The 25,099-nt window shown below is 70.6% G+C and carries 22 protein-coding genes and 1 pseudogene; 14 read left to right on the plus strand and 9 right to left on the minus strand.

Annotation, left to right across the window (positions count from 1 at the left end; all coding sequences use genetic code 11):
* The first annotated feature begins 10 nt into the window (after positions 1 to 10).
* The 6 genes and pseudogenes from OG714_RS40870 to OG714_RS40895 all read left to right on the plus strand — a co-directional run bounded on the left by OG714_RS40870 (position 11) and on the right by OG714_RS40895 (position 8,502).
* Complete coding sequence (locus OG714_RS40870; RefSeq protein ID WP_406128714.1) at positions 11 to 1,138, plus strand: ATP-binding protein; 1,128 nt, start codon at positions 11 to 13, stop codon at positions 1,136 to 1,138.
* Positions 1,139 to 1,304: 166 nt separating this feature from the next.
* Positions 1,305 to 2,432, plus strand: a complete 1,128-nt coding sequence (gene pheS, locus OG714_RS40875; protein WP_406128715.1) for a phenylalanine--tRNA ligase subunit alpha — start codon at positions 1,305 to 1,307, stop codon at positions 2,430 to 2,432.
* The gene (gene pheT, locus OG714_RS40880; protein WP_406128716.1) at positions 2,432 to 4,936 is read left to right on the plus strand and encodes a phenylalanine--tRNA ligase subunit beta; all 2,505 of its coding nucleotides are present in this window, start codon (positions 2,432 to 2,434) and stop codon (positions 4,934 to 4,936) included. The genes pheS and pheT overlap by 1 nt, the downstream gene beginning before the upstream one ends.
* Positions 4,937 to 5,209: 273 nt before the next feature.
* Positions 5,210 to 6,338: pseudogene (locus OG714_RS40885) on the plus strand (PP2C family protein-serine/threonine phosphatase).
* A gap of 207 nt (positions 6,339 to 6,545) precedes the next feature.
* Positions 6,546 to 7,886, plus strand: coding sequence for a transcriptional regulator (locus OG714_RS40890; protein WP_406128718.1), 1,341 nt, complete (start codon positions 6,546 to 6,548; stop codon positions 7,884 to 7,886).
* A gap of 82 nt (positions 7,887 to 7,968) precedes the next feature.
* On the plus strand, positions 7,969 to 8,502 hold the full coding sequence (locus OG714_RS40895) for an NUDIX hydrolase (protein ID WP_406128720.1): 534 nt from the start codon (positions 7,969 to 7,971) through the stop codon (positions 8,500 to 8,502).
* A 63-nt stretch (positions 8,503 to 8,565) separates the two neighbouring features.
* Here the strand turns inward: OG714_RS40895 and OG714_RS40900 are convergent, their stop codons facing one another.
* Together OG714_RS40900 and OG714_RS40905 are read right to left on the minus strand one after the other, a co-directional pair.
* The gene (locus tag OG714_RS40900; protein ID WP_327405333.1) at positions 8,566 to 8,823 is read right to left on the minus strand and encodes a hypothetical protein; all 258 of its coding nucleotides are present in this window, start codon (positions 8,821 to 8,823) and stop codon (positions 8,566 to 8,568) included.
* 204 nt (positions 8,824 to 9,027) lie between these two features.
* Positions 9,028 to 9,888, minus strand: a complete 861-nt coding sequence (locus OG714_RS40905) for a 3-hydroxybutyryl-CoA dehydrogenase (protein ID WP_406128722.1) — start codon at positions 9,886 to 9,888, stop codon at positions 9,028 to 9,030.
* A gap of 171 nt (positions 9,889 to 10,059) precedes the next feature.
* Here OG714_RS40905 and OG714_RS40910 point away from each other — a divergent pair, with 171 nt between their 5' ends.
* On the plus strand, positions 10,060 to 11,304 hold the full coding sequence (locus tag OG714_RS40910) for a glycoside hydrolase family 10 protein (RefSeq protein ID WP_406128723.1): 1,245 nt from the start codon (positions 10,060 to 10,062) through the stop codon (positions 11,302 to 11,304).
* A gap of 41 nt (positions 11,305 to 11,345) precedes the next feature.
* Here OG714_RS40910 and OG714_RS40915 read toward each other — a convergent pair whose 3' ends face one another.
* Positions 11,346 to 12,290 (minus strand): DMT family transporter, encoded by a 945-nt coding sequence (locus OG714_RS40915; RefSeq protein ID WP_406128725.1) that lies wholly within the window; start codon positions 12,288 to 12,290, stop codon positions 11,346 to 11,348.
* Between OG714_RS40915 and OG714_RS40920 the strand changes: the two genes are divergently transcribed.
* From OG714_RS40920 to OG714_RS40930, 3 genes are all read left to right on the plus strand, one after another.
* Positions 12,289 to 13,722 carry a PLP-dependent aminotransferase family protein gene (locus OG714_RS40920; protein WP_406128727.1) on the plus strand — a complete coding sequence of 478 codons (1,434 nt, stop codon included), beginning with the start codon at positions 12,289 to 12,291 and terminating at the stop codon, positions 13,720 to 13,722. The two genes, OG714_RS40915 and OG714_RS40920, sit on opposite strands and share 2 nt — an antisense overlap.
* A 117-nt stretch (positions 13,723 to 13,839) precedes the next feature.
* Complete coding sequence (locus tag OG714_RS40925) at positions 13,840 to 14,277, plus strand: GNAT family N-acetyltransferase (protein ID WP_406128729.1); 438 nt, start codon at positions 13,840 to 13,842, stop codon at positions 14,275 to 14,277.
* Between the two features lie 104 nt (positions 14,278 to 14,381).
* Complete coding sequence (locus OG714_RS40930) at positions 14,382 to 14,975, plus strand: histidine phosphatase family protein (RefSeq protein WP_406128731.1); 594 nt, start codon at positions 14,382 to 14,384, stop codon at positions 14,973 to 14,975.
* Between the two features lie 22 nt (positions 14,976 to 14,997).
* Here OG714_RS40930 and OG714_RS40935 read toward each other — a convergent pair whose 3' ends face one another.
* Positions 14,998 to 15,441: a DUF6314 family protein gene (locus tag OG714_RS40935; protein WP_406128733.1), complete on the minus strand. Its 444-nt coding sequence runs from the start codon at positions 15,439 to 15,441 to the stop codon at positions 14,998 to 15,000.
* A gap of 310 nt (positions 15,442 to 15,751) precedes the next feature.
* Here OG714_RS40935 and OG714_RS40940 point away from each other — a divergent pair, with 310 nt between their 5' ends.
* Positions 15,752 to 18,238, plus strand: coding sequence for an alpha-L-arabinofuranosidase C-terminal domain-containing protein (locus OG714_RS40940; protein WP_406128735.1), 2,487 nt, complete (start codon positions 15,752 to 15,754; stop codon positions 18,236 to 18,238).
* Here OG714_RS40940 and OG714_RS40945 read toward each other — a convergent pair.
* The gene (locus OG714_RS40945; RefSeq protein WP_406128737.1) at positions 18,225 to 18,665 is read right to left on the minus strand and encodes a carboxymuconolactone decarboxylase family protein; all 441 of its coding nucleotides are present in this window, start codon (positions 18,663 to 18,665) and stop codon (positions 18,225 to 18,227) included. The genes OG714_RS40940 and OG714_RS40945 overlap by 14 nt on opposite strands.
* Positions 18,662 to 19,108 (minus strand): MerR family transcriptional regulator, encoded by a 447-nt coding sequence (locus OG714_RS40950; RefSeq protein ID WP_406128739.1) that lies wholly within the window; start codon positions 19,106 to 19,108, stop codon positions 18,662 to 18,664. Before OG714_RS40950 ends, OG714_RS40945 begins: the two co-directional genes overlap by 4 nt.
* Positions 19,109 to 19,237: 129 nt before the next feature.
* On the opposite strand from OG714_RS40950, the gene OG714_RS40955 reads away from it, so the two are divergent.
* Together OG714_RS40955 and OG714_RS40960 are read left to right on the plus strand one after the other, a co-directional pair.
* The gene (locus tag OG714_RS40955) at positions 19,238 to 20,440 is read left to right on the plus strand and encodes a DUF6745 domain-containing protein (protein ID WP_406128740.1); all 1,203 of its coding nucleotides are present in this window, start codon (positions 19,238 to 19,240) and stop codon (positions 20,438 to 20,440) included.
* Between the two features lie 33 nt (positions 20,441 to 20,473).
* Positions 20,474 to 20,971, plus strand: coding sequence for a hypothetical protein (locus tag OG714_RS40960; protein ID WP_406128742.1), 498 nt, complete (start codon positions 20,474 to 20,476; stop codon positions 20,969 to 20,971).
* Positions 20,972 to 20,984: 13 nt separating this feature from the next.
* Here the strand turns inward: OG714_RS40960 and OG714_RS40965 are convergent, their stop codons facing one another.
* The gene (locus tag OG714_RS40965) at positions 20,985 to 22,802 is read right to left on the minus strand and encodes an SMI1/KNR4 family protein (protein ID WP_406128743.1); all 1,818 of its coding nucleotides are present in this window, start codon (positions 22,800 to 22,802) and stop codon (positions 20,985 to 20,987) included.
* Positions 22,803 to 22,829: 27 nt separating this feature from the next.
* Positions 22,830 to 23,483 (minus strand): TMEM175 family protein, encoded by a 654-nt coding sequence (locus OG714_RS40970; RefSeq protein WP_406128744.1) that lies wholly within the window; start codon positions 23,481 to 23,483, stop codon positions 22,830 to 22,832.
* A 70-nt stretch (positions 23,484 to 23,553) separates the two neighbouring features.
* On the opposite strand from OG714_RS40970, the gene OG714_RS40975 reads away from it, so the two are divergent.
* Entirely contained in the window at positions 23,554 to 24,387 is an 834-nt protein-coding gene (locus OG714_RS40975) for a hypothetical protein (RefSeq protein ID WP_406128746.1), read from the plus strand.
* Here the strand turns inward: OG714_RS40975 and OG714_RS40980 are convergent.
* On the minus strand, positions 24,384 to 25,022 hold the full coding sequence (locus OG714_RS40980) for a hypothetical protein (RefSeq protein ID WP_406128748.1): 639 nt from the start codon (positions 25,020 to 25,022) through the stop codon (positions 24,384 to 24,386). The genes OG714_RS40975 and OG714_RS40980 overlap by 4 nt on opposite strands.
* Positions 25,023 to 25,099 lie beyond the last annotated feature (77 nt).

Here is a 25,099-nt window from a genome sequence, read left to right on the forward strand (position 1 = left end):
GGGTACGGGGATGACTGTCGGCACGAGCAGCGCGCCGGGAGCACGGGGTGTGCCCCGGCCGTCCGGGGCCCGGCACGACGACCTCGGCATCGACCCCGACGAACTGGCCGACGGCCTGGTCATCGCCGACGAGCACGGGCATGTGGTCTGCTTCAACGCCGCCGCCGAGCGGATCACCTCCGTCGCCGCCTCCGACGCCCTCGGGCAGCGGCTGGAGAAGGCCCTTCCGTTAGAGGACCTGGAGGGGCGCCGCTGGTGGCAACTGACCGATCCCTACGGCGGGTTGGCCATCCGGGTGCGGCAGCCGGAGCGGAATCTGCTGCTGCCGGGCGGGCATGAGGTTCTTGTCACCGCACGCTATGTCCGTACGGAACCCCTCGGTCCGGTCCGCCGGGTCGTCGTCTCGCTCCGGGACACCGAGGCGCGCCGCCGCACCGAGCGCAGCCACGCCGAGCTGATCGCCACCGTCGCCCACGAACTGCGTTCGCCGCTCACCTCCGTGAAGGGCTTCACCGCGACCCTGCTCGCGAAGTGGGAACGCTTCACCGACGACCAGAAGCGGCTGATGCTGGAGACCGTCGACGCCGACGCCAACCGCGTCACCCGGCTCATCGCCGAGCTGCTCGACATCTCCCGCATCGACTCGGGGCGGCTCGAACTGCGCCGCCAGCCCGTCGACATCGGCGCGGCCGTCGGCCGCCACATCCAGGCGTACGTCGCCGCCGGGCAGACCGCCGACCGGTTCCTGCTCCGCGTCGAGCAGCCGCTGCCCGACCTGTGGGCCGACCCCGACAAGGTCGACCAGGTGCTGAGCAACCTGCTGGAAAATGCGGTGCGCCACGGCGAGGGAACCGTCACCATCGACGTCACGGCCTCGGCCTCCCCGCGAGAAGGGGAGGAGACCGGCACCTCGGTGACGGTGAGCGACGAGGGCCCAGGCATCCCGGAGGAGTCCATGAACCGCGTCTTCACCCGCTTCTGGCGGGGCAGCAAGCGCGGTGGCACGGGTCTCGGGCTGTACATCGTCAAGGGCATCGTCGAAGCCCACGGCGGCACCATCACGGTCGGCCGCGCCCCCGACGGCGGCGCCGAGTTCCGATTTATGTTGCCCGTGGGCACCCCGGCGTATCTGCAGTAGCCCTGCCGCAGCCGTCGACGAGGCCCCACGGGCGATGTCACCTGCCTCACCCCCGTTAGACTCGGCCTTTGGCACCTTTGCGTCCCCGTTTCAGGGACGACGACGCGTCCCCCGAGTCGAGTCGGGACGGGGACCATCCGCCAGCCAACCGGAAGCACGGGAAGAGATGTCGGCACCGAATAAGTCGTACGACCCTGTAGAGGTCGAGGCCTTGAAACCGGAAGAGATCGAGCGCATGCGGGACGAGGCGCTCGCCGCCTTCGCCGCCGCCGGTGACCTCGACGCGCTCCAGGAGGCCAAGGTCGCCCACACCGGCGGCACCTCCCCCCTCGCCCTCGCCAACCGCGAGATCGGCGCGCTGCCCCCGCAGGCCAAGGCCGCGGCCGGCAAGCTCGTCGGCCAGGCCCGGGGTGCGGTGAACAAGGCCCTCGCCACCCGCCAGACCGAGCTGGAGGCCGACCGCGACGCCCGCGTCCTGGTCGAGGAGGCGGTGGACGTCACACTGCCGTACGACCGCGTCCCGGCCGGCGCCCGGCACCCGCTCACCACGTTCATGGAGCGCGTCGCCGACGTCTTCGTGTCCATGGGGTACGAGATCGCGGAGGGGCCCGAGGTCGAGGCGGAGTGGTTCAACTTCGACGCCCTGAACTTCACCCCGGACCACCCGGCCCGGCAGATGCAGGACACCTTCTTCGTCCAGGGCCCCAAGGGCACCGAGGGCGACGAGTCCGGTGTCGTGCTGCGCACGCACACGTCCCCCGTGCAGGCCCGCGCCATGCTGGACCGCGAGCCGCCCGTCTACATCGTGTGCCCCGGCCGCGTGTACCGCACGGACGAGCTGGACGCCACGCACACCCCGGTCTTCCACCAGATCGAGCTCCTCGCCATCGACGAGGGCCTGACCATGGCCGACCTCAAGGGCACGCTCGACCACATGGTCCAGTCGCTCTTCGGCGAGGAGATGAAGACCCGGCTGCGGCCGAACTACTTCCCCTTCACCGAGCCGTCCGCCGAGATGGACATGCTCTGCTACGTCTGCAAGGGCGAGTCCGTCGGCAACCCCGACCGCCCCTGCCGTACCTGCTCCTCCGAGGGCTGGATCGAGCTGGGCGGCTGCGGCATGGTCAACCCGCGCGTGCTCGTCGCCTGTGGTGTGGACCCGGAGAAGTACAGCGGTTTCGCCTTCGGGTTCGGCATCGAGCGGATGCTGATGTTCCGCCACAGCGTCGAAGACATGCGAGACATCGTCGAGGGCGACGTCCGGTTCACCCGGCCGTTCGGGATGGAGATCTGATGCGCGTCCCGCTTTCTTGGCTGCGGGAGTACGTCGACCTGTCGGCGACGGAGACCGGCCGCGACGTCCAGGCCAAGCTCATTTCCGTCGGCCTTGAGGTAGAGACCGTCGAGCAGCTCGGCGACGGCCTCAAGGGCCCGCTCGTCGTCGGCAAGGTCCTCACCATCGAGGAGCTGGAGGGCTTCAAGAAGCCCATCCGCTTCTGCACGGTCGACGTCGGCCAGGCCAACGGCACCGGTGAGCCCCAGGAGATCGTCTGCGGCGCCCGCAACTTCGCCGTCGGCGACAAGGTCGTCGTGGTCCTCCCCGGCGCGGTCCTGCCGGGCGACTTCGCGATCGCCGCGCGCAAGACGTACGGCAAGACCTCGCACGGCATGATCTGCTCCGGAGACGAGCTGGGCATGGGCGACGACGGCTCGCACGGCATCATCGTGCTGCCGCCCGAGCACGAGGTCGGCACCGACGCGATCGAGCTGCTCCAGCTCGTCGACGAGGTCCTCGACATCGCCGTCACCCCCGACCGCGGCTACGCCCTGTCGATCCGCGGTGTCGCCCGCGAGACCGCCACCGCCTACGGCCTCCCGCTGCGCGACCCGGCGCTCCTGGACGTCCCGCAGCCGAACGCTTTCGGCTACCCGGTCCAGGTCTCCGACCCGATGGGCTGCGACCGCTTCACCGCCCGCACGGTGACCGGCCTCGACCCCGAGGCCCGCTCCCCGCTCTGGCTGACCCGCCGCCTCCAGAAGGCGGGCATGCGCCCGATCTCGCTAGCCGTCGACATCACGAACTACGTGATGCTGGAGCTGGGCCAGCCCCTGCACGCCTACGACCGCTCCCGCGTCCAGGGTCCGATCGGCGTGCGCCGGGCCGAGCAGGGCGAGAAGCTCACCACCCTCGACGGTGCCAAGCGCACGCTGGACGCCGAGGACCTGGTGATCACCGACGACCGCGGCCCCATCGGCCTCGCGGGTGTCATGGGCGGCGCCAACACCGAGATCGACGACACCGAGGGCACCACCACCGAGGTCGTCGTCGAGGCCGCGCACTTCGACGCGCTCTCCATCTCGCGTACGGCCCGTCGCCACAAGCTGGCCTCCGAGGCGTCCAAGCGCTTCGAGCGCGGAGTGGACCCGCAGGCCGCCTCCGCCGCCGCGCAGCGCACGGTCGACCTCCTGGTCCTCCTCGCCGGCGGCACGGCGGACGCGGGTGTCACCGAGGTCATCGCCCCGTCGGCCCCGCACACCATCACCATCCCGGCGGACCACCCGGACAGGGTCGCGGGTGTCGCCTACGGCCGCGAGACCGTCGTACGGCGTCTCCAGGAGGTCGGCTGCGACGTGTACGGGCAGGACGAGCTGATCGTCACCGTCCCGTCCTGGCGCCCCGACCTCACGGACCCGAACGACCTGGCCGAAGAGGTCATCCGCCTGGAGGGCTACGAGAACCTGCCCTCCACGCTCCCCAAGCCCCCCGCGGGCCGGGGCCTCACCGACCGTCAGCGTCTCCACCGCCGCGTCGGCCGCGCGCTGGCCGGCGCCGGTTACGTCGAGGCGCCGAACTACCCCTTCGTCGGCGAGCACGTCTTCGACCAGTTCGGCCTGACCGCCGACGACCCGAACCGCAAGGTCGTCAAGCTGGTCAACCCGCTCTCCGACGAGGAGCCCGCGCTTCGTACGACGCTGCTGCCGGGCCTGCTCGGTGCGCTGCGCCGGAACGACGGTCGTGGCTCGCACGATCTCGCGCTGTTCGAGACCGGGTTGGTCTTCCACCCGCGTGAAGAGCTGAAGATCGCGGTACGGCTGCCTGTCGACCGGCGTCCTACCGACGAGGAGATCGCCTCCCTCACCGAGGCGCTGCCCGTCCAGCCCCGGCATGCCGCGGTCGTGCTCGCGGGCGCGCGTGAGCAGGCCGGTTGGTGGGGCAAGGGGCGTCCGTCCGACTGGGCCGACGCGGTCGAGGCGGCGCGGGTGCTTGCGCGTGAGGCCGGGACCGAACTCGTCGTGCGGGGTGGGCAGTACGGGCCCTGGCACCCGGGGCGTTGCGCGGAACTCGCCGTCGTCGTCGAGGGTGTTGAGCAAGTCATCGGGTACGCCGGGGAGTTGCATCCTCGTGTGCTGAAGACGCTGGGGCTGCCCGCGCGTACCAGTGCGATGGAACTCGACCTGGATGTCCTTGAGTTGGCGTCTTCCGGGGTCCCCAAGGGGCCGAAGATCTCCACGTTCCCTGTCGCTACGCAGGATGTCGCGCTCGTCGTTGATGTGGCTGTGCCGCATGCGGGTGTCGAGGCGGCGTTGCGGGAGGGGGCGGGTGAACTGCTGGAGTCGATCCGGTTGTTCGACGTCTATGAGAACGCGGCGCAGTTGGGTGACGGGAAGAAGTCGCTTGCCTATGCGTTGCGGTTCCGGGCGGCTGATCGGACCTTGACCGTCGATGAGGCGTCTGCGGCTCGGGATGCGGCGGTTTCGCTTGCCGCTGAGCTGACCGGGGCTGTGCTGCGGGGTTAGTTCACCGTCGGGGTGGGGACTGCGCGTTGTTTGGCGGCTGCGGGTTCGTCGTGGCTGGTCGCGCAGTTCCCCGCGCCCCTAAAAGGGGCGCCCCCCTGGCCTGTGTTTTCAAGGCCCCATCTGCATAAATGCGGGTGTCTCATGTCGGCTCACTCGTTCGGGTGAGAAGTCTGGGTGATGTGGCCCGATCGGGGCATGTGGTCGACAGAATCGGACCGGCCTTTCGGGGTCGGTCCGATTGCGCTGTCGGGGCCTATTTGGGGGGCCACAGGCATGATCCGCATCAAGGCTGGGGTGCCCCGCAGGACGCGCCCGAGGACGCGTGCCCGCCGTCCGTTGCGCAGGGCACTCGCCCTGGGGCTGCCCACGGTCTGGGGCGCCATAGCGATCACCTACAAACTCGCTTGCCCACTCGCCCAGGAGAACGACCTCGGCGCGCGCCGTCACCAGCGCCGTGTTCTTCGCGGTCGGCACCGGTCTCATCGTCCAGGTCCGCCGCTCGCTGCTGCGCGAACTCCGGCAGATCCGCCAGATCGCGGGCGCCGCGCAGAACGCCCTGCTGCGCCCGTTGCCGCCTCGCCTCGACGGCCTGAACATCGCCGCCGCCCAACTGTCCGCGGAGCGCGGTGCGGTGGTTGGCGGTGACCTGTACGAGGTGATCGCCACCGAGCACGGCGTACGGGTCGTGATGGGCGATGTCCGCGGCCACGGCATCTCCGCGATCGGCACGGTGGCCGCCGTCCTCGGCAGCTTCCGCGAGGCCGCCCACGACGAGCCCGACCTGGAGGGCGTCCTACGACGGTTGGAGCGCGCCCTCGCCCGCCACCTGCGCGAACGCGCCCGCGCGGAACACCCGTCGACAGGCACCCTCGACCCCGACAGCCCGGTCGCCGAGGAGTTCGTCACCGTACTGCTGCTGGAGATCGGCAGGGACGGGGAAGTGAGGGGGCTCAATTGCGGTCACCCGTGGCCGTACCTGCTGAGCGGGAAGAGTGTCGCACCACTTGCCCGGGCCGATCCCCTTCCGCCCCTCGGCCCGTTCCCGTTGCCGACCGAGCTGCCGTTCGTCTGCTGCGGCCAACTCCTCCCGGGCGAGGCGCTGTTCCTCTACACGGACGGAGCGGAGGACGCCCGTGACACGAAGGGCCGCTTCTTCCCGTTGAGGGATGTCTTGGCGGAGGTGGCGTCCCAACACCCGCTCCCCGTACCCCAGTCGGTGCTCGGCTCGGTCTTCACGGCATTACTGCGCCACGCGGGCGGCACACCCACTGATGACGTAGCGATACTCGTCGTGCGCAATGACCGCAAGGACGCGCATCCCTACTTAGGGGCGCGGGGAACTGCGCGACCAGCCACAGCGAACCCGCACCCGACGAACTACCCACAGCACAACGGCGTTTAGTCGCACCGAACTCCACCGCAAAGCCAGGCCGCCGCACTTACGAGGGGGAGCCGGCGGCCCGGCCGGCCTCTTGCGAGGCAATCCAGTCAACCGGTTCGGAACTCTCCGCAACAGCGCGCACACAGCACGGATTCGCGCACTCCGTTCACACCCGGTGTGAACCGAACCGCACTACTCTGTCCGCACCGAGTCACCGGGGGGCCATCCATGCAGCCCAACACACTCCTCGACGCGATCCTGGACGAGGCGGGAATCTCGCACGCGGGACTCGCCGCCCACGTGAACCAGGCGGGACGGGCCCGAGGGCTCGCGCTACGGTACGAACACACCGCCGTGGCAAGGTGGTTGAAGGGCCAGCGCCCACGGGGCCAGGTCCCCGACCTGATCTGCGAGGTGCTCGCGACCCGCCTGCACAGACCCGTCACCCTCGACGACATCGGCCTCGGCCTACCGGGCGAACCGTCCACCCCGCACGGCACCTCCCTCTCCGGCTTCGTCGAGCGGGCCACCGCCCTGTGGCGCTCCGACGAACAGCAGCGCCCGCACCTCCTCGGCGCCCCCGCGGTCACCGGAACGCCCGCCGTGATGCCCGTGTGGGAGTGGGAGAACCCGCCCGACGACGTGGACGTCTCGCGCGGCGGCCGGCACCGGGTGAGGATGGCCGACATCGAGATGCTGCGCGCGGCCCGCGCCCACTACGAGCAGATGTACCGCAAGGCCGGCGGCGTCGCGACCCGCACCCGCATCGTCGGCTTCCTCAACTCCGAGACCGCCCCGCTGCTGCGCGGCAGCTACACCGACGCCACCGGCCGCCAACTGCACCGGGCGACGGGCGGGTTGGTGGCGATCGCGGGCATCTGCGCCTACGACTCCGACGCGCACGGCCTCGCCCAGCGTTACTTCCACCAGGCGCTACGGCTCGCAAAGGCCAGCAACGACAGGGGACTTGGCGCGTACGTCATCGCGCTGCTCGTCAACCAGTCGCTGTTCATGCGGGAGTTCCGCCAGGCCGTCGCCTTCGCGGAGGCCGCGCTGCGTGCCGCCGGCCGGCAGATCACCCCGGCGCTCGCCTCCGACCTGTACGCGATGCAGGCGAAGGCGTACGCGCACCTCGGTGACGGCACGAGCGCCCTGTCCTGCATCCGGCGTGCCGAGCAGGCCGCCGAACGCATCCGGCGCGGATACGAACCCGACGAGACCGGCTATGTCCAGCCGGGCCTTGTCAACGTCCAGGTGGCGGAGGCGCTTCTCAGCCTCGGCGATCTGACGGCGGCGGGCGAGCACGCCACGGCGGCCGTGGACACTCCGGCGCACGACCGGGGCCGGGTGCACCGGCTGGCCATGCTCAGCCAGATCGAACTGCGCCAGGGAAACGCCGACAAAGCGGTGGCCACGGCGGTACAGATGGCCGAGCAGGCACGGGGGATGGAGTCCCAGCGGCTGCGCGACAGACTCCGCGCGGTCCGCGAGTACCTGGTGCGCAGCGACTGCGCGGGTACCACCGAGGCGGCCGAACTCATCGACGGGGCACTGCGCGTACCGCTGTAGAGAGCGCCCTGGAAAGCGCCGTAGACCACAACACAGTTCCTGCTGCGATATTGCCACTTACTCGACGGAAGGTGGCAGAACCGTGCAGTGGACGAAACAGAACGAACAAACTGTGTACTCAAACCGCTGGTTCAGCGTCAATCTCGCGGATGTCGAACTACCCGACGGCCGACACCTCGACCACTTCCTCATACGGCTGCGGCCGGTGGCCGTGGCGACGGTGGTCAACGAGGCGAACGAAGTACTCCTGCTGTGGCGGCACCGCTTCATCACCGACAGCTGGGGGTGGGAGCTCGCGGCCGGCGTCGTCGAGGACGGCGAGGACATCGCGCTCGCGGCCGCCAGGGAACTGGAGGAAGAGACCGGCTGGCGGCCGGGGCCCCTGCACCACCTGATGAGCGTGGAACCGTCCAACGGGCTCACGGACGCCCGGCACCACATCTACTGGGCCGACGAGGGCGAGTACACCGGACACCCCGTGGACGACTTCGAGTCGGACCGCCGGGAATGGGTGCCGCTCAAACTCGTACCCGACATGGTCGCCCGCGGGGAGGTCCCGGCCGCCAACATGGCGGCCGCGTTACTGCTGTTGCACCACTTGAGGAGCGCCCCGTAGGGGCGCGGGGAACGGCGCGACCAGCCACGATGAACCCGCAGCCAACCCACCGACCTCTGGGCCCTAGCGTCCCAAGGCCTGCCAGACAGTCACGACAAGTGCACCCACGGCGGTCATGGCAGCAATGGCCGGCAGCGGCCACCGCGTGTGCTCCAGTGCAACGATTCGCGCGCTCAGATCGTCCAGTTCCTTGTCCGTCTCCTCGGTGCGATGGCTGAGCAGGGCCAGCCCTCCCTCGACCCGCGCGTAGGCGACGTCGAGGCGGCGGCGTAACTCTGCGAGTTCTCCATGGACCACGGGATGCTCGGGGTCGGCGGTCACGGGTCCGCTCCTTTCCGTAGTCGGAACATCCCTTGCATGCGCATGAAGAGTCAACTCGCCTGGTGGACACCGGGGGAGAGTGTGCGAGCGGCATATGCGGGCCCGGCGCGCACACGGTGTGTGAATGGCGCGGGCCCGGCGCTCCGAAGAGTGCCGGGCCCGCAACCGCCAAAGTATTACGGTGAGTTGCCGTGAGGGAAGTGCTCAGGCGTAGGTGTAGAAGCCCGAGCCGGACTTACGGCCCAGCCGTCCCGCGTCGACCATGCGCTGGAGCAGCGGGGGAGCGGCGTACAGCGGCTCCTTGTACTCCTCGTACATCGAGAAGGCGACGGAGGCGACCGTGTCCAGACCGATCAGGTCGGCCAGCTTCAGCGGGCCCATCGGGTGGGCGCAGCCGAGTTCCATGCCGTTGTCGATGTCCTCGCGGCTGGCGATGCCCGACTCGAACATCCGGATCGCGGACAGGAGATAGGGGATCAGCAGCGCGTTGACCACGAAGCCGGAGCGGTCCTGCGCGCGGATCGCGTGCTTGCCGAGCGCCTTCTCGGCGAACAGCTGGGCGCGGCTGAGGGTGCCCTCGGAGGTGGTGAGCGCCGGGATCAGCTCGACGAGCTTCTGCACCGGGGCCGGGTTGAAGAAGTGGATGCCGATGACCTGGTCGGGGCGCGAGGTGGCGACCGCGAGCCGCACCAGCGGGATCGAGGAGGTGTTGGAGGCGAGGATCGCGTCGGGGCGGGTCACGACCTGGTCGAGCACCTGGAAGATCTCGGTCTTCACCTGCTCGTTCTCGACGACGGCCTCGATGACGAGGTCCCGGTCGGCGAACTCGCCGAGATCGGTGGTGAAGCTGAGCCGCGCCTGCGTCTCCGCCAGTTCCTCGGCGGTGATCTTGCCGCGCTCGGCGGCCTTGGTCAGCGAGCTGAACAGCCGGGTCCGGCCGATCTCCAGGGCCTCGCCGGTGGTCTCGGCGACCTTCACGTCCAGGCCGGAGCGGGCGCACACCTCGGCGATACCCGCGCCCATCTGGCCGCAGCCGACCACTCCGACGCGCTCGATGTCGGTCACATCGTCCCCTTCACTGCTCTGTCAGTGTGTCGCAGGACCCCGTTGTCCGGCGCCTGCTCCGATCGTGCACGTTACCCGCAAGTATCGATGATCGATCGCCGGGGTCGGGCATCCTGGGGCGCGGAGACGATCCGTGACGGCACGGATCCACAGCGTATGTGGGGTGTGCAGATGGGGCGATTGTCACGTCGGGCGTTCGCGATGGCCGCGCTGTCGACGCTGGCCACGACGGGCAGCGCGGCGGCGGAGCCCGGCCGCGCGTCGAGGCCGGCAGGTCGTCCGCGCGGGGTCACCGAGATGCGGGGCGTGTGGCTGGCGACTGTAGCCAACCGCGACTGGCCCTCCCGCCCGGGCCTCACCGCGGCACAGCAGCGCACCGAACTGATCGCCCACCTCGACACGGCGGTCCGTGACCGCCTCAACACGGTGATCTTCCAAGTGCGGCCCACCGCCGACGCGTTGTGGCCCTCGCCGTACGAACCCTGGTCCCAGTACCTCACCGGCACCCAGGGCAAGGCCCCGGGCTGGGACCCGCTCAAGACGGCCGTGGAGGAGGCGCATGTGCGGGGGCTGCAACTGCACGCCTGGTTCAACCCGTACCGCATCGCCAACAACACCGACCTGACGAAGCTCGTCCCCTCGCACCCCGCGCGCAAGCACCCGGACTGGGTGGTGGCGTACGGCGGGAAGCTCTACTACAACCCCGGGCTGCCCCAGGTCCGCGCCTTCGTCGAGAACGCGATCCTCGACGCGGTGAAGAAGTACCCGGTCGACGCGGTCCACTTCGACGACTACTTCTATCCGTACCCGGTGGCCGGCCAGACCTTCGACGACGACGCGGCCTACGAAAAGTACGGCGGCGGATTCGCCGACCGGGCCGCCTGGCGCCGCGACAACATCGACAAGCTGATCCGCGAGACCGCGGCCCGCATCCAACAGGTCCGCGCGGGCACGCGGTTCGGGATCAGCCCCTTCGGCGTGTGGCGCAACATCGCGACCGACTCGCGCGGCTCCGACACCCGCGCGGGGGTGCAGACGTACGACGACCTCTGCGCGGACACCCGCAAGTGGGTGCGGGAGAACTGGATCGACTACATCGTCCCGCAGCTCTACTGGAACATCGGCTTCGCCGCCGCCGACTACGCCAAGCTGCTGCCCTGGTGGGCGGAGGTCGCGCGCGGCACGAAGACACGGCTCTACGCCGGTGAGGCGCTGTACAAGGCGGGCGACCCGGCGCAGCCCGCGGCCTGGCAGGACCCGGCCGAGCTGTCCCGGCATCTCACCCTCGCCGCCAAGTACTCCCAGGTGGGCGGGCATGTCTTCTTCGCGGCCAGGGACGTGGCGGTGGACCCGGTCGGCGCGATGGCGCGGGTGGTGGCCGACCACTACCAGCAGTCGGCGAACGCGGCGCGCTGAACTGCCGTTGTGCACCTGGGTGCTTGACGTCCCGGCGCTCCTCAACTCCGGGTCCGCTGCGTGACGGCGATGCACACCAGCACCGCCGCCGCGGTCAACGGGGCGGCCAGAGGCAGGTGTTCGCCGAGCAGCAGCACCGACCAGACCAGCGTGAGCAGCGGTTGGGCCAGTTGCAGCTGGCTCGCCTTCGGGACGCCGATGGCGGCCATGCCCCGGTACCAGAGGACCAGCCCGGCGAACTGTGAACCGGCGGCGACCCACAGCACCCCGGCCACGCTGTGCGCGGTGAGGTGCGGGGTGTCGTACGACAGCGCGATCGCGGCGGCGGGCACGCTCAGTGGCAGGCACAGGACCAGCGCCCAGGCGATGACCTGCCAGCCGGGCATGACCCGGGCCAGCCGGCCGCCCTCGGTGTAGCCGGCCGCGCAGACCAGCAGCGCGGCGAGGAGGTACAGGTCGGCGGTGGTCACGGCGCCGCCGCTCTGCTGCACCGTGAAGGCGAGCACCGCCCCGGCGCCCGCGAGCGCGGCCGTCCAGAAGGTGCGCGAGGGGCGGATGCCGGTACGCAGCGCGGACAGGGCGGCGGTCGTCAGCGGCAGCAGACCGACAACCACCGCCGCGTGCGCGGTGGTTGACGTCTCCAGCGCGAGCGTGGTGAGCAGCGGGAAACCGACCACCACTCCGGCGGCCACGACGGCCAGCCCGGCCCGGTGCCGACGCTCGGGCACGGCGACGCGCAGTGCCAGCAGGCAGCTTCCCGCGATCAGCGCGGCGAGGACACACCGCACGGCCACCAGCGACCAGGGGCCGAAGCCTTCCAGCCCCCAGGCGGTGGCGGGGAAGGTGAGGGAGAAGGCGATGACGCCGAGCGCGGCGAGAACCGTACCGGTACCTCCGGAGGCCTTCGCCGCCCTGGCCGTCCCGGTGGTGGGGGAGGTGCTGACCGCTATCGGGCTCGGGGCGGTAGCGCTATCGTGTGCTCTCATGCATGAGCGTAGCAGTGTGGGTGAACTGGCGAATCGCCTGCGACGGGAACTCGACCACTACTCTCCGGGTGGAAAGCTGCCGTCGAGCCGGGCGCTCGTCGAACGGTTCCGGGTGAGCCCCGTGACCGTCTCGCGGGCCCTCGCGCAGCTGGCCGCCGAGGGGCTGGTGGTCACCCGGCCAGGGGCCGGCGCGTTCCGGGCGACGCCCCGTCCCGCGACCGCGGCCGTGGGGGACAGCTCCTGGCAGGAGGTCGCGCTGAGCACGGGTGGCGCCGCCGACCTCGTACCGCGCACGGTGGACGCGTCCGGAGTCCTGGTCTCGCTGGCCGCCCCACCGCCCGGGGTGATCGAGTTCAACGGCGGCTATCTGCACCCGTCCCTGCAACCTGAGCGCGCGCTGGCCGCCGCCCTGTCCCGGGCCGGCCGCCGCCCCGGCGCCTGGGGCAGGCCGCCGGTGGAGGGCCTGCCGGAACTGCGCGAGTGGTTCGCGCGCGGCATCGGCGGGGCGATGACGGCCGCCGACGTCCTGGTCAGCGCGGGCGGTCAGTCCGCTCTCACCACCGCACTGCGCGCCCTCGCACCCCCCGGCGCACCCGTCCTCGTCGAATCCCCCACGTATCCCGGCATGTTGGCGATCGCACGGGCCGCGGGCCTCCGCCCGGTCCCGGTGCCGGTGGACGCGGACGGCGTGAAACCGCCCCTGCTCGCCGACGCGTTCCGCGCGACCGGTGCACAGGTCTTCGTCTGCCAGCCTCTGTTCCAGAACCCGACCGGCGCCGTACTGGCGCCCGAGCGTCGCCCGGAGGTCCTGCGCATCGCCCGCGAGGCGGGCGCGTTCGTCGTCGAGGACGACTTCGTACGACGGCTGGCGCACGAGGACGCGGGCCCGCTGCCGCGCCCGCTGGCCGCCGACGACCCCGACGGAGTCGTCGTCCACGTCGGCTCGCTCACCAAGGCGGCCTCGCCCAGCTTCCGGGTCAGCGCGCTCGCCGCGCACGGCCCGGTGCTGGAACGCCTGCGCGCCATCCAGGTCGTCGACACCTTCTTCGTCCCGCGCCCGCTCCAGGAAGCGGCCCTCGAACTCGTCGGCTCCCCGGCCTGGACCCGTCATCTCCGCGCCATCTCAACCGAGTTGAAGACCCGCCGCGACACGATGACGACCGCCCTGCGCCTCGAACTCCCCGCCCTCTCCCTCCCGCACATCCCCTCCGGCGGCTACCACCTCTGGCTCCGCCTCCCCGACGGCATGGACGAGCAGTCCTTGACGGCGGCGGCCCTCCGCGCGGGCGTCTCCATCACCCCAGGCCGCCCCTACTTCAGCGCCGAACCCCCGGCCGCCCACGTCCGGTTGAGCTTCGCGGCGGTCGCGGGGACGGGGGAGATCGTGGAGGGGGTACGACGGCTCCGGGCGGCCTGTGACGAGGTGCTCTGACGCGGAGGTGCTCCAGCTGCCGTCCCAGGCATGGGCGAAAAGGGGCTCGACGCCAACGCCCGGGACGCCGGCCAAAACCGCTCGACACCTCACTCCCTGACCTGCGATTCTCCCGCCATGAACGACATCCCGAGCCTCGCCGACGGCTATGAGTTCTCCACCGACCCCGCCCGCGTCGACATCGACCGCACCTACCGCTGGCTGTCCACCGACGCCTACTGGGCGATGGACCGGCCGCGCGAGAAGCACGAGCGCGCGGTCGCGTCCTCGCTGAACTTCGGGGTGTACGACACGGCTTCGGGGGAGCAGGTGGCGTACGCGCGCGTGGTCACCGACCAGGCCACGTTCGCGTGGCTGTGCGACGTGTACGTGGACCCGTCGGCGCGGGGCAAGGGCATCGGCACGGCGTTCGTCGGCGCCGTACGGGAGGAGCTGCGGCCGTTCGGACTGCGGCGGATCCTGCTCGCCACGCACGACGCCCACGGGGTGTACGAGAGGCTCGGGTTCAAGCCACTGGAGCGGCCCGACCGGTGGATGGCCCTCATTTTCGAGTGAGTTGTCCGCCTGGTCCTGACCTCGAAGTAAGGTTTCGCCCACCCTGGGTAACTCTCATTCGGCACCCCTTGACCTGCGTACTTCGGCGGGATCACGATCGCCGCATGCAACTTCGGGTCACGTTCGTCGCCGCCGCGCGCAGCTCCCCGCTGCTCGCGGAGCGCTTCGAGGACGACCGCCCGCTGGACCAGGCGGGATGGGACGAGGTGCAGCGCGCCGCCCCGGTTCTGCTGCCGCTGGCGGCGGCGGAGCTGCGCTACTGTTCGCCGACCCCGCGCAGCCGGACCACCGGCGACGGGCTCGGTTACACCCCGCTGGTGCAACTCGCCCTGCGGGACTGCGACATGGGCCGCTGGCGCGGGCTGACCCTCGGCGAGGCGATGGCCCGCGAACCGGCCCTGGTGGACGCCTGGCTCGCCGACCCGCGCTCCACCCCGCACGGCGGCGAGTCCCTGCTGGCCTTCATCTCCCGCGTGGGCGGCTGGCTGGACACTCGCCCCATCGAGGACGGCGGCCGCATCGTCGCCGTGGCCGAACCCTCCGTGATCCGCGCCGCGTTGGTCTACGCCCTCAAGGCACCCCCGTCGACCTACTGGAACATCGACGTACGCCCACTGTCGACCACGACGGTCACGGGGCACGCGGGACGCTGGAACCTGCGGTTCGACGGGGCGGCGGTTCAGTCGAGGCGGGGGTAGCACCGCTCGAATCCGCCACCACTCAACCCACGCGCGAATACTCCGTACCGAGCACCAGATCCTTCGCGGGCCCGCCCACCCGCCACACCGTCCTCCAGTGGTCCGCGTCCAGGACCGTGAACTCGCCCCGGTACAGGTCCGCCGAGCAGGGATGGTCGGCGACATGGTGACCCGAAGTCAGATCCAGGTCGTGGAAGGGCCGCCCGTCGCCGAAGCGGACGTCGGCCACACCCGGCGCCCCGCCCGGCAGGAACCGTAGCGTCCGCTCGGCGGGGCGGGGTACGCCCTGCCAGGTGAAGGTGCCCAACTCCGTGTGCAGCAGGCCCCCTTCGGGCAGTGCGCTGAAGACGGTCGTGCCCGCGAAGTCTCCCTCGTCCCCGGCCGACAGGTCCCGCACCGACCTCCGCACCCGCCAACTCCCGGACAGATACGCCAGCGCATCCGGTACCGGCCAGAACTCGCCCACCGTCACCCCTTCCCGCGCCGCCGCCGACGCCCCCAACCGTCCGGCGAGTCCGGGGGCGCCTGTTGCCGGGCCTGGGCCAGGATCTCGTGGTCCGAGGCGTGACACGTGGTCCTGAAGGCCAGGGCCCAGGTGCCGGAACAGCGCATCCATGCCCTCGACCCTACGTCCCTCCCCACCCCGGCCCCATTGACGTGCACACGCCCCTTCCCTATCTTGCCGTTCGAAGTGCTGATCGATGTCTGATATTTCGAACGCCCTTGGGTCTGCTTCCGAGCAGCTTCAGGGCAACTTCAAGAGCCGCGGAGTATCCATGTCACGCACCAGCCGCACCCGCCTGAGACTTGCCTTAGGGGCAAGCGCTTTCCTGCTGGCGACGGCCGTCGTCCCCGCACCCGCCCACGCCGAGGACGTCACCGACTACGCGATCACCGTCGACCGGTCGGCGCAGGGCGCCACGATCGACAGGACGATGTACGGCGTCTTCTTCGAGGACATCAACCGCGCGGCCGACGGCGGCCTGTACGCCGAGCTCGTGCAGAACCGGTCCTTCGAGTACTCCACCGACGACAACAAGTCGTACACCCCGCTGAGCGGTTGGGCGGTCGCCGGTACGGCCCAGGTCGTCGACGACGCCGGCCGCCTCAACGAGACCAACCGCAACTTCCTCTCCCTGACGGCCGGTTCGTCCGTCACGAACGCCGGTTACAACACCGGCATCGCCGTCCAGGACGGCCAGAAGTACGACTTCTCGGTCTGGGCCCGTGCCGACAGCGGCACCACGCTCGGCGTCAGCCTCCAGGACGCGGGCGGCACACTGGCCGCCGCACGCCAGGTGGAGGTGAAGAAGAGCGGCTGGGCCCGGTACAGGGCCACGTTCACCGCGACCCGCACCAGCACCACCGGCCGCCTCACCGTCGCCTCGTCCGGTGCGACCGCCCTCGACATGGTGTCCCTCTTCCCTCGCGACACCTACAAACACGAGCCGAACGGCCTGCGCAAGGACCTCGCCGAGAAGATCGCCGCCCTCCATCCGGGCTTCGTGCGCTTCCCCGGCGGCTGCCTGGTCAACACCGGCTCGATGGAGGACTACAGCGCCGCCTCCGGCTACCAGCGCAAGCGCTCGTACCAGTGGAAGGACACCGTCGGCCCGGTCGAGACGCGCGCCACGAACTCCAACGTCTGGGGCTACAACCAGAGTTACGGCCTCGGCTACTACGAGTACTTCCGCCTCGCCGAGGACATCGGCGCGATGCCGCTGCCCGTCGTGCCGGCCCTGGTGACCGGCTGCGGCCAGAACAAGGCCGTGGACGACCCCGCGCTGCTCCAGCGGCACATCCAGGACACCCTGGATCTCGTCGAGTTCGCCAACGGTCCGGTGACGTCGAAGTGGGGCAGGTTGCGCGCGGAGATGGGCCACCCCAAGCCCTTCCACCTCACCCACATCGAGGTGGGCAACGAGGAGAACCTCCCCGCCGAGTTCTTCGCCCGCTTCACTCAGTTCCGTACGGCGATCGAGGCCAAGTACCCGTACATGACCGTGATCTCCAACGCGGGCCCGGACGACAGCGGTTCGATCTTCGACACGGCCTGGCAGCTCAACAAGGACGCCAAGGTCGACATGGTCGACGAGCACTACTACAACAGCCCGCAGTGGTTCCTCCAGAACAACAACCGCTACGACTCCTACGACCGCACCGGCCCGAAGGTCTTCCTCGGCGAATACGCCTCCGGCGGCAACGCGTTCAAGAACGGCCTCGCCGAGGCCGCCTACATGACCGGCCTTGAACGCAACGCGGACGTCGTCAAACTCGCCTCGTACGCACCGCTGTTCGCCAACGAGGACTACGTCCAGTGGCGCCCCGACCTGGTGTGGTTCAACAACCACGCCTCCTGGGGCTCCGCCAACTACGAGGTCCAGAAGCTCTTCATGAACAACGTCGGTACCCGTGTGGTGCCGTCGACAGCCACCGGCACACCCTCACTCGTCGCCCCGATCTCCGGCGCGGTCGGCCTCTCGACCTGGGCGACGAGCGCGGCGTACGACGATGTGAAGGTGACGGCGGCGGACGGTTCGGCGCTGCTCTCCGACGACTTCTCCGGTGACGCGTCCCGGTGGAGCCATACGGGAGGCGGGAGTTGGAGCCTCGATGACGGGCAGTACGTCCAGACCGACACGGCCGCCGAGAACACCATGGTGTCGGCCGGCGACCCGGCCTGGCACGACTACGACCTGCACGTGAAGGCCACCAAGAAGGCAGGGAAGGAAGGCTTCCTGGTCGCGTTCGGCGTCAAGGACACCGGCAACTACTACTGGTGGAACCTGGGCGGCTGGAACAACACCCAGACCGCCGTCGAACAAGCAGTGGACGGCGGCAAGTCGACACTGATCGCCAAGCCGGGGACCATCGAGACGGGCCGTGCCTACGACGTCGACATCAAGGTGAGGGGCCGTCAGGTCACCCTCTACCTCGACGGGCAGGAGTGGGGCAGCTTCGCCGACGAGAAGCCGGCCGAGCCGTTCCGTCAGGTCGTCACCAAGGACGCGAAGACCGGTGACCTGATCGTCAAGGTCGTCAACGACCAGTCCTCGGCGGCCCGTACGGCGATCGACCTGGGCGGTGCCAAGGTCGCGTCCAGGGCGAAGGTGACCACGCTCGCCGCCGCGCCCGACGCGGTGAACAGCGAGACGGCCACCGCGGTCGCGCCGGTCGTCTCCACCTTCAACGGCGTTGCCGACAAGTTCGGTTACACCTTCCCGGCGAACTCGGTCACGTTCCTGAGGATCAAGCAGAGGTAACCGGGGTCTCGTGCGTGGGCTGCTGTCCCAGCGGCAGCAGCCCACGCTCGGCGAAGACCTTCTTCGCGGCGAAGGTGGCGTTGAGCGCCTTGGGCATACCGCAGTACACCGCGGAGTGCGTCAGGGCCTCGACGATCTCCTCCGGTGTGAGGCCCACGTTCAGTGCCGCGTTCACGTGCACGTCGAGCTGGGCCTCGCAGCCGCCGAGCGCGGTGAGCATGCCCAGCGTCACCAACTGGCGGTCGCGCGGGGCGAGTCCGGGACGGTCGTAGATCTCGCCGAAGCCCCAGGCGACGACCTGGTGGCCCAGTTCGGGGTTGATGTCGGCGAGCGAGTCGATGACCCGCTGCCCGGCCTCGCCGTCGACCCGCTTCAGGACCGCCAGGCCGTGGGTGAAACGCTCTTCACGGGTGGTGCTCGCGCTCATGTCGGTTCATCCGATCCCGGCCGCTCGTGCTCGACCTCGTCGAGGAGCAGCTGTTCGTAGTGGTCGATCTTGTGGTCCAGCACTGTCGCGTTGCGGCGCAACGCCCTGATCCGGTCGGCCAGTTCGGCGCGGTGCTCACGGAGCATCGCCAGCCGGTCGGCGACCGAGACGTTCCCCGCCGCCCGCAGCGCCGCGAAGCGCTGCATGTCGGCGATCGACATGCCCGTCTCGCGCAGCCGCAGCAGAAACTCCAGCCAGGCCAAGTCCGCCGCCTGATACCGCCGTTGGTTCCCGGTGGTCCGGCCGACCCGCTCGATGAGGCCGGCCTTCTCGTAGTAGCGCAACGTGTCGTGCGAAAGACCCGTGCGCTCGGCGACCTGGGCGATGGTCAGGGTCGGTTCCCGGTCCCGGGGGAGGGGCTTCAGGGGCTGTCCGCTGCTCATGAACACAACGGTAAAACCTGGAGTGCGCTCCAGGTCAAGAAGTAATTTCCTTGCGCCGCGGCCCCGGTGCTGTCACGCTCCCCGCATGATGAATCGAAAGGCGGACCTCGAAGTCCTCCGGTGACCCCCGTGTCAGCCCTGTCCCAGGGTGCTCATCGCCTCGCACTGGCCCGTCGCCTGAGCGACGAGTGGCGAGCGCACGGTCTGGCGGCACGTCCCGCCGACCGTCCCGCGGCCGAAGCCGCCGTCGTCGCCCTGTACCGACTGATCGACGCCCCGGCCCCGGAGTTCGTCTGGGTGCCGTCGCCCACCGCGGCCCTGGCGATCGTCCACGACGACCCGGGCACCTTCCCACCCGTCCACTTCCAGGGCGCCAACCTGCCCAAGTACCCGGAGGGTTGGCCCCTGGCGGCACAACTGGCCAACCTCGTACAGGACTTGCGCCGCAACCTCGACCGGGCCGTCGGGCACGGCATGTCGAGGGGTTCGTGGTGGCGGCCCCTCGCCATCCCCGCCGAACGGGCCCTGACCACGGGAATGGCCATCCCCGCCATCATCGACATGGTCGTCGGCGACGCGCTGTACACCACCCTGCACACCTGCGTCCGCACCCTGATCCGCGCCGAGTCGATGCCCACGACCGGCGGCACGGACGGCATGACCTGGTACGGGCAGCACGACGCCCACTGGATCGGCCACTACGACGTGTACGCACGCACCGGCCTCGCCGACTACCGGCGCCCCGACGCCGAACTGCTCGCCCTGCTGGCCGAGTTGGCGCGCTCGACCGGCTGGTGGTGGCCCGGTGAGGGCCGCTGCGTGATGGCGGAACGCCCCACCGAGGTCCACACCGAACCCCTCCCCAACGCCCTCAACGGCGAAGTACGGCTGCACCGGGACGACGGCCCCGCCGTCCACTTCGCCGACGACACCCAGATCCACGCCCTGCACGGCACCCACGTCCCGACCTGGGTGATGACCGACCCGTCCGTCGAGCGCATCCACGCCGAACGCAACATCGAGGTCCGCCGCAGCGTCATCGAACGCATCGGCTGGGACACCTACATCGCACAGGCCCGGCTCCGGCACATCGCCACGGCCGGCGACCCGGGCAACCCCGGCTCCGCGCTCCATCTCTACGACGTCCCACGGGAGTTGTGGCGCCGCCCCGCCCGTCTGCTGCTCGCCGTCAACGGTTCCGCCGAGCCCGACGGCACCCACCGCCGCTACGGCCTGAGCGTGCCCGCGCACTTCGACGACCCGGTGGCGGCGGCGGGCTGGACGTACGGCCTGTCCGGCGAGCACTACGCGCGGCTCGTCCGCCGCACCTGATCCCGAACCTTCTCGACACCAGAGGTGATGCCCATGACCACAACCATGCCCGCGACCATGACTCCGACTCCGCCCACCACCCCGACCATGACCCTCGCCGACCTGACCCGGCGCTCCGGCCTCGACGTCCTCGACCACCTGGAACGCCAGGTCACCATCCCCGTCGTCGACGGCCTCCAGGCCCAGGGCGATCTGATCGTCGTCCCGTACGCGTTCGTCGCCCGCGCCGTCACCCTCACGGGCGGCAACTGGCGTGAAGTGCCCGCCGCGGGCGTCGAGTTGCTGCGCAGCGCGGCCGGCGGCAATCCGCACACCCTCGTCGCCGACCCCGGCACCTGCCGCTGGACCCGGCAGGTCCGCGACACCATGGGCCTGGCCATCGCGATGATCGAGACCTCGGCGGTCGCCTACCTCATCCACCCCGAACACGGCGGCACGGGCATCGCGCCCGGCCGTTATGTCGTACGACGGCAGCGGGAACGCGACACCGAGCGCATGGGATGGCGCGGCGACCGGATGATCGCCGACTGAGGCTGCGGACGCCTCACCAGTACGAGTCGTCGTCCCAGGCGTCGAAACCGGCGTACTCGACGGGGCCGTCCTCCTCGTCGAGTACGGCCAGCCCGGGGGTGGCCGGGGTGCCGCGCTGCCAGGCGAGGAGCGTGTCGATCAGGCCACCCTCCAGCACCGGCACCTGGTCGGTGTGGCGGGGCCACACGATCAGGGGCCAGGCGTCCGGGTCCGGGCCCCGGGTGAGCCAGCCGAGGTGGTCGTTGTCGTAGGAGTTCGCGAAGGGCAGGAAACCGCCGGGCTCCGGCCAGGATGCCAGCGGATAGTGGTGCGGGAGTCTGTCCTTGGCCATCCGATAGGCGGCGAGGACCTGCTCGACATGGGTGACGAAGCGCCGTTCGCCGGTGCGCAGCGGGGTCAGGAAGCGCAGCCACTCGCCCCAGTCACCGGCGCCGTACACCTCCATCAGCTCCACGTACTCCGTCGGCAACCGCGTCCCCAGCTCGGCGAACAGCCCCTCCCAGGTGCCGCCGCCGAGGTACGGGCGCTCAGGGGGCGGCGAGAGCAGCCGCAGGGCGTCCAGGCCGGTCCCGGTCTCCAGCGCGACGCAGCGCTCGGCCTCGGTCAGCCGGGGTGCGCTGGGCGCGGGCGGGGTCCACGGTTCGGCCGTGGGCAGGTACGCGGTGCGGGCGATGCCACCGGGCAGCGGCCCGAGCAGTGGACCGGGCGGGGACGGCTGCTCCCCGGCGTCGCGGACGGTCTGGCGCAGATAGCCGGTGAGCGTGAGGCCGTAGCGGTGGAACTGCGACAGGCCGCTGCCGGGCACCGGTTGGGAGTGCTGGACGACGACCGTCCATCGGTCGGGGTCCCCGGAGACCGACGTGTCCCAGAACAGCACGTCACCGCCCCGGCTGTGGCCCCACGCCAACAGCCCGCCGGGATCCGGGTGTACGGTCGGCCGCTCGCCCTCCGGCAGCTGCCGCGCCGCGATCCGGGCCGCGCGATGCGTCTCCCGCAGCCAGTCGCCGTAGTCGAAGCGGTCCTTCCGGACGCAGGGCACATGGATCCAGAGGTACTCACCGAAGTCCAACGGCCCATAAAGGTCCGCCAGTTGCTTGTAGTCGTCCGGGAGTCGCGACCCGAGCCAGGCCTCCACGGCCGTCCAGTCGACGGGGACGGGGAGGGGAGCGGGCGGGCGTTCGGTGGAGGGGGTGGTGAAGGACGCGATGTCGGGGTGGGCGTCGTTCCAGACCAGTGAGCGGGGGGCAGTGACAGAGACCGCGGCCACGCAGGGGCGCTCAGGGCCGCCGCGCTCGGCGTGCCGTGACAGGGCCGGTGCGCCGGTGGTCAGGGCCTCGACCGTGTCCGCGAGCATCTCGGACACCGAATTCCACAGGGGTACGCCCAACCCGGGCGTCTCGTGGTCCCAGAGGAAGACGGCGCCGAACGTGGGCAGTTCGGACCGGAGGTCGACCAACAGATGGTCGCCGCCCGCGTTTTCGGCGATCGGCAGGAGACCGGGGAGGTACTCCGCGACGGCGGCGAGTGCGGCCGGGTGCGGTGCCTCGTCCCGGGCGACCAGCACCAGGATGTCCCTGACGTCCAGCGCCTCCGCCGGCTCCAACGGGGCGAATTCCAGAGGGATCCAGGCCGTGGCGGCCACGTCGTCGAGCCGCCACCACGCGACCAGGTCCGCCGGCAGAGCCGCTCCCGGCACGCTCGCGACCACCGCATCGACGCGCGCCACGTCCACATCCGTCGCCGCCCGTACGGGCCCTGCCGGGACACGCGACCGCAGCCACTCCGCTGTACGGCCCCACAACTCCCGTACGGCCCGCTCCGTTTCGTTCATGGCGTGAAGTCTGCCGCGCGGGCGGTGTCAGGGCTGCGGCAGCCGCCGACGGTAGTGGCCGATCACATAGTGGGCGGGCACGAGTGCGATCCAGAACCACATGGCGGCTTCGGTGTTGACGTAGGCCAGGGGGATGGACAGGCCGAACACCAGGACGCTGGAGCCGAGTTGGGCGGTGAAGCGGCGGCGGGCCAGGGCGGCGGGGGACGTGGGGGAGGGGTGCACCTGGCGTTGCGTGAGGAGGAGCAGGGTCGCGTGGACCGCGTGGATCGCGGCCATGGCGCTCGCGTAGAGGGCGACGGCATCGGGCTGGGAGGCGTACTCGGCCAGGAGTCCGGTGGGGAAGGGGAGGAGGGCGACCAGGCCGAGGCCGAGCAGGATCAGGCGGGTGACCACGGTCGTCTCGACGGGCAGTGCGGTGAGGATGCGGCGGTGGTCACGCCAGAACCCGGCGATGAGGGTGAAGCTGAGCGCGAAGGCGCCGAGGCTGGGCAGCGCGTCGCTCAGGGCCTTGTGGAAGGCGGCGGCGGGCAGATCCGCGGGGACCGCGACATTGATGACGAGCAGCGTCATCGCGATGGCGAATATCCCGTCGGACAGAGCGATCAGGCGTGCCGTGCCCGGGGCGTTCTCGTGCGCGTGCGGTAGGGGCGGGTCGGTCTCTGCCACTGGCTCCGTCATGCCGACGACAGTAGGGCGTCGTGCCCCTGAACGGTGGTGTCGATCCGCTGAGTCCCCTTACGGTCGTTCTGTGTTGATCAAATGTGATGAGCCGCGGAGGCTCGGCGTTCCGGATTCCGAGGCGCGGCTGCGCTTCGAGGCGGAGCCGCGGGAGAGCGGGGGCCGTACGGGCCGGAGGCTGCTCACGGTCGACGGGGAGCCCGCCTTCGAGCTCAGTTACTGGTGTGGCACCTGCCCGTTGCTGTTCCGCCGGCTGGAGACCGCGAAGCGGACGCTGTCGTTGGAGGGCGTGCGGGAGCGGCTCACCGGGCCGCTGGCCGAGCCGGGAGACGGCGGTGTGATCGACGCCTTCGGCGCGTTGCTGCCGGAGGGCGAGTACCTTCCGGTGCTGCTGCGGGTGGAGCCCCGGCTCGTCGTCCCCGGTCAGGAGGGCGACTACTTCAGCGGCGAGCAGGTGGACACGTGGGGGCTCGACCAGTTCTGGGGCCTCCCGGAGTACCCGCACACGCCGTACTACCGGACCTTCGAGACGGTGGTCGACGCGTCCGCCCACCTCTACGAGTTCGTCGTGCCCATGGTTCCCCCGACGTGGAACACGCGGGAACGCGTCGAGGAGTACGCCGGGCTCATGGACCGGGGCGTGGTCCCGACGGCCGTGGCGGTCTCGACGCTGGACGTGTGCGAGCCCGCGGTCGGCTTCGGGGACGACCAGTCGCAGCACTGGGGGCTGACGCACTTCCTCCTCGACGGCCACCACAAACTGGAGGCCGCGGCCACCGCCGGCCGCCCGGTGCGGCTCCTCTCCCTTCTGGCCCTGGGGGAGGGCCTGGCGAGCGCTGAGGACTGTGCCCGGCTGCCCGCCCTGCGCACGCAGCCCCGCTCGGTCCGTACGACGGTTGTCTAACCCGGCACGGACCGAGAGCTGCCGACCGCGGCGCCCCGGCAGACCGCCAACGCGAGCACCAGGACCTCGACGCCCGCGGTGATGCCCGCCGCGCGGAACTTTCCGGAACCTGTCGAAGGAGTGCCCACCAGCACGGGGATCTTCCCCTGGGGGTCCACGGTGACGGTGATGGTCCGGCCGGCTTTCAGGCCGTCCCCGGAGACATCGCCCGGCAACGGCCGTCCCGACGGACCGGCCAGCCGCGCGACGTGGGACGGCGGATCGGCACCCTGGTCGACCCAGTACACGTCGGTCACCGTCGCCCGCTCCTCCCGGCCGCGGGCGTGCAGCGCCCGCTGGTCCAGGCCCGAGTAGGTCAGGTGCATCACGACCAGGGCACCGATGGGCACGATGATCATCGCCAGGACGGCCGCCCAGCCCTCGGGCTCGTCCATACCCGGCACCAGCAGCCCGAGGAGAAGGAACGCCAGGAGATAGAGCGAGGCATACGCGAGCAACGCCACCCAGACGTTGTGCGTGACGTGCACCAGGACGCCGGCGCCGACCTCAAGGCCCAGGAACACCGCCGTCACGCGCACCAGGAGCCACGCGACCAGGCCCACCAGCCTGCCCCGCCCCAGTATTCGCCCGGCCACGACACCCCCCTGCCGTCGACGGCCGCCGATCACTGGACGCCGCGATCCTGTGTGCATACCCACCCACTCGGATTGCA

It is taken from the genome of Streptomyces sp. NBC_00989 (assembly GCF_045162655.1).
Taxonomy (GTDB): Bacteria; Actinomycetota; Actinomycetes; order Streptomycetales; family Streptomycetaceae; genus Streptomyces.

Excerpts from the sequence above, each read along its gene's own strand:
- OG714_RS40870 (WP_406128714.1), top strand. The coding sequence starts at position 11 with ATGACTGTCGGCACGAGCAGCGCGCCGGGAGCACGGGGTGTGCCCCGG.
- pheS (WP_406128715.1), top strand. The coding sequence starts at position 1,305 with ATGTCGGCACCGAATAAGTCGTACGACCCTGTAGAGGTCGAGGCCTTG.
- pheT (WP_406128716.1), top strand. The coding sequence starts at position 2,432 with ATGCGCGTCCCGCTTTCTTGGCTGCGGGAGTACGTCGACCTGTCGGCG.
- OG714_RS40890 (WP_406128718.1), top strand. The coding sequence starts at position 6,546 with ATGCAGCCCAACACACTCCTCGACGCGATCCTGGACGAGGCGGGAATC.
- OG714_RS40910 (WP_406128723.1), top strand. The coding sequence starts at position 10,060 with ATGGGGCGATTGTCACGTCGGGCGTTCGCGATGGCCGCGCTGTCGACG.
- OG714_RS40920 (WP_406128727.1), top strand. The coding sequence starts at position 12,289 with ATGCATGAGCGTAGCAGTGTGGGTGAACTGGCGAATCGCCTGCGACGG.
- OG714_RS40915 (WP_406128725.1), bottom strand. The coding sequence starts at position 12,290 with ATGAGAGCACACGATAGCGCTACCGCCCCGAGCCCGATAGCGGTCAGC.
- OG714_RS40925 (WP_406128729.1), top strand. The coding sequence starts at position 13,840 with ATGAACGACATCCCGAGCCTCGCCGACGGCTATGAGTTCTCCACCGAC.
- OG714_RS40930 (WP_406128731.1), top strand. The coding sequence starts at position 14,382 with ATGCAACTTCGGGTCACGTTCGTCGCCGCCGCGCGCAGCTCCCCGCTG.
- OG714_RS40940 (WP_406128735.1), top strand. The coding sequence starts at position 15,752 with ATGTCACGCACCAGCCGCACCCGCCTGAGACTTGCCTTAGGGGCAAGC.
- OG714_RS40945 (WP_406128737.1), bottom strand. The coding sequence starts at position 18,665 with ATGAGCGCGAGCACCACCCGTGAAGAGCGTTTCACCCACGGCCTGGCG.
- OG714_RS40950 (WP_406128739.1), bottom strand. The coding sequence starts at position 19,108 with ATGAGCAGCGGACAGCCCCTGAAGCCCCTCCCCCGGGACCGGGAACCG.
- OG714_RS40960 (WP_406128742.1), top strand. The coding sequence starts at position 20,474 with ATGACCACAACCATGCCCGCGACCATGACTCCGACTCCGCCCACCACC.
- OG714_RS40965 (WP_406128743.1), bottom strand. The coding sequence starts at position 22,802 with ATGAACGAAACGGAGCGGGCCGTACGGGAGTTGTGGGGCCGTACAGCG.
- OG714_RS40970 (WP_406128744.1), bottom strand. The coding sequence starts at position 23,483 with ATGACGGAGCCAGTGGCAGAGACCGACCCGCCCCTACCGCACGCGCAC.